Source organism: Flavobacterium sp. HJSW_4, assembly GCF_042436695.1.
In the GTDB taxonomy this organism is placed as follows: Bacteria; Bacteroidota; Bacteroidia; order Flavobacteriales; family Flavobacteriaceae; genus Flavobacterium.
Genome location: NZ_JBHNPP010000070.1, coordinates 1 through 3,765, shown reverse-complemented (window position 1 = coordinate 3,765; position 3,765 = coordinate 1). Strand labels below are relative to the sequence as shown.

The 3,765-nt window shown below is 31.9% G+C and carries 1 protein-coding gene; it reads left to right on the top strand.

What is annotated here, in order from left to right; all coding sequences use genetic code 11:
• Positions 1 to 3,765 (top strand): condensation domain-containing protein (locus tag ACE01P_RS24270; RefSeq protein ID WP_379701642.1); only part of this gene is annotated, 3,765 nt, incomplete at both ends.

The following is a 3,765-nucleotide window of genomic DNA, read 5'->3' as shown; positions in this document are numbered from 1 at the left end:
GAGATAAATCAAGAGAAGGCTTTAGTGGCCTATTATGTTTCTAAATCAGAGATTGAAAAATCAGAAATTAGAAGCCACCTGCAAGACAAGCTGCCTGAATATATGGTGCCGAGTTTTTATGTGGAGACAGAAAGCATCCCGCTGACTGCTAATGGCAAAGTGGACAGAAAAGCGCTTCCAAGCGTAACAGGTGAAGACATCATTAAAAAAGAATACGCAGCGCCAAGAAATAAAGAAGAACAGCTTATAGTTGATGTTTGGGCTTCTGTTCTCAAGCAAGAGAAAATAAGTGTCAAAGACAGTTTCTATAATTTAGGAGGAGACTCTATCAAATCCATTCAAGTAGCATCACGATTAAAGCAAAAAGGATATGCTGTAAATATCGATAGCATTCTTCGCAATCCTATTGTTGAAGATTTGGCAAAACTAGTGCAACTCGATACTGCTACTATCAGTCAAGATATTATAAAAGGACCTGTTGTATTAACTCCAATCCAAAAATATTTTTTTGAAGATGAAACTATAATAAACAAAAATCATTATAACCAATCGGTAATTTTAAAAAGTAAGATGCCTATCAATGATTTATTGTTAAAAGAAGCCATATCAATTCTAGTAAAGCATCACGATGCGCTAAGAATGTCTTATGAATTGGTAGACGATAGATGGCAACAATACAATTTAGATGACTCTAAAGATTGTTTCAAAATCAGTTTCTTTGATTTAAAGAAATCCAAAAATCCAAAAGTAGAACTTAATAGATTAGGGGAAGAATTACAATCAGGTTTTGATCTTGGTTCAGGAGTATTGTTTCATATAGGTCACTTTAGAATGGATAATGGTGATCAATTAGCTTTAATCATTCACCATTTGGTTATTGATGGGGTTTCTTGGAGAATACTTCTAGAGGATTTTTCTACTATTTATCAGGCTTTAGTGACTAATAGTACTGTTCAGCTTCCCTTAAAGACAGATTCTTTCCAAAAATGGGCTTCCCTTCAGCAATCTTATGCCCAGAGCCCTGTACAGCAACAAGAGAGAATATATTGGGAAAATCTTTCTCAAAACAACATTGCGTTATTGCCTAACGATTTTGAGGATTTAGATAATAAAGCTATCAATAACAAATCCTTGTCGTTTGCCTTAGACATCGAATTGACAAAAAAAATACAAACAAAAGTACATAATTTATATAATACTGAAATTAATGATGTCCTGCTGACGGCTTTGGCGCTGAGTATCAAAGAAATTTTTGGTGTACAGAAAAGTGTTGTCCAAATGGAAGGTCATGGGCGTGAAGAAATAATCGATGGAGTCGATATTAGTAGGACAATAGGTTGGTTTACTAGCGTTTATCCTTTTGTTTTAGATATTTCTGATAACCAACACCCAGAGATTATATCAGTAAAAGAATCCTTACGAAAAGTGCCTAACAAAGGTATTGGATACGGAATTTTAAAATATTTGGATACTACTTTTGAAAAAGAATTAATACCTAGTATTCAGTTTAACTATTTAGGTGATTTTGGCTCGAATGCCGATGGGAAAGACGATTCTCAATTTGAGTTTTCAGATGAAAATATAGGGGCTTCAAAAGATTTGGAAAATGTTGGAAGTTCTGTATTACTTGATGTGTCAGGGATGATGATTTCTGGTCAATTAAGTATGTCTATTAGTTATTCAAGTAGTTTATTCAAGAAAACTACCATTGAAAAGTTGGTTTTATCTTATCATGAACATCTTTGTACATTAATAAAAGAACTATCCCAAACAAAAGAAAATCGATTAACCCCATCAGACTTAACTTTTAAAAGTTTGAATATAGAAGATTTATTTAGGATAAATAAAGACAATACAATAGAAGATATTTATGAATTATCTCCTTTGCAACAAGGATTATATTACCATTGGTTAGTAGAGGAGTCAAGCAGTTTGTATTTTATGCAAACTTGCTATACTTTGCATGCTGAAAACCTAAATATAAATAATGTAAGGAAGGCATATCAAGAACTAGTCAACAGATATGATATTTTAAGAACCAGTTTCAGTAATGATCATAATTCAAGATTACAGATTGTTCATAAAGAAGCTTTTGTTGATTTTAACTATAAGACCTTAAACATAAACGAAACAAATTCAGTTTCTTTAGAAAAAATAAAACAAGAAGACATATCTAGAGGTTTTGATCTGAATAAACCAACGCAGATGCGTTTGCAAGTATTAGATTTAGGTTATAATAACTATGAGTTTATTTGGAGTCATCATCATATTGTAATGGATGGATGGTGTATGAGTATTTTGATTAACGATTTTTCAAGTATCCTAAATGATTTAGATAAAAAACAACCTATTAGTCTTGAGAAACCTGTTAAGTATGCTAATTATATCAAATGGTTATCTAAAGTAAATAAGGAAACTTCTTTAGCGTATTGGAAAAGGTATCTGAATGGTTTTGAAACAGCTACTGAGCTTACTTTTAAAAATATAAAAAGAACTCATAGCCAAAGTGTTAATTTTAAAAGCGAAAACATTTGTCTAAAAGAGGAACTATTTGAAAAAATAGAAGAAACTTGCAAGGAGTTTGGGATTACTAAGAATACTTTTATACAAGGAGTTTGGGGGTATTTACTATCTAGATATAACAATTCTAAAGACGTTGTGTTTGGATCAGTTGTATCTGGCCGACCTGCTGAGTTAGTAGGTGTTGAAAACATGGTGGGGCTTTTTTCGAATACTATTCCTGTAAGGTTAAAATATGACAAATTAGTCACGGTTAAAGACTTTTTACAAAAATTACATGCAGAAGCAATTGAAAGTACCGATTTTCAGTATGTGAGTTTGGCAGAAGTTCAATCTCAAAGTTCTGTAGGAATGGAACTTATTAACAATTTAGTCATTTTTGAAAATTATGCTGTTGCAGATACATTAGAAACAGATAATAAGATTAATATTGAAAATATAAATGTTTTTGATGAATTAAATTATAATTTTGCTATTACTGTAAAACCTTCAGAGTCTTCTTTGGGGATTGAATTCAGGTTTGATTCTAATCTTTTTGATATTGAATCTATAAAAAAAATAAAAACTCATTTTGAGGCTATTACGCATTTTTTTACCTCAAAGAGTCAAACTGCAATACACCTTATTGATTATTTATCTGAAGAAGAGAAACAACAATTATTAGTAGACTTTAACGATACTAAAATTGATTATCCAAAAGATAAAACCATAATCGATTTATTTGAAGAACAAGTTGATAAAACTCCCGATAACATCGCTGTTGTTTTTGAAGAAGTACAATTGACTTATAAACAACTCAACGAGAAAGCAAATCAATTAGCGCATTATTTAAGAGAAACTTACAAAATACAAGGCGACGACCTAATCGGAATAAAGTTAGAACGAAGCGAGCAAATGATACTGGCCGTTTTAGGAATACTAAAATCTGGTGCCGCCTATGTGCCAATCGATCCAAGTTACCCTCAAGAACGAATCACTTACATAGAAAAAGACAGCGACTGTAAAGTTGTTATTGATGAGGAGGTAATGATGCTTTTTGATTTTGAAAGATTTAGATACACAAACAAAAATCTTAATCAGATCCACCAACTGGATAATTTAGCCTACGTCATTTATACATCAGGAACGACAGGCAATCCTAAAGGGGTAATGGTGGAGCATTCAGGTATTTTAAATACAATATTATCCCAAATAGATTTATTTAAACTTCATGAATGCAAGAACAGCCTGCAATTCGCCTCGTTG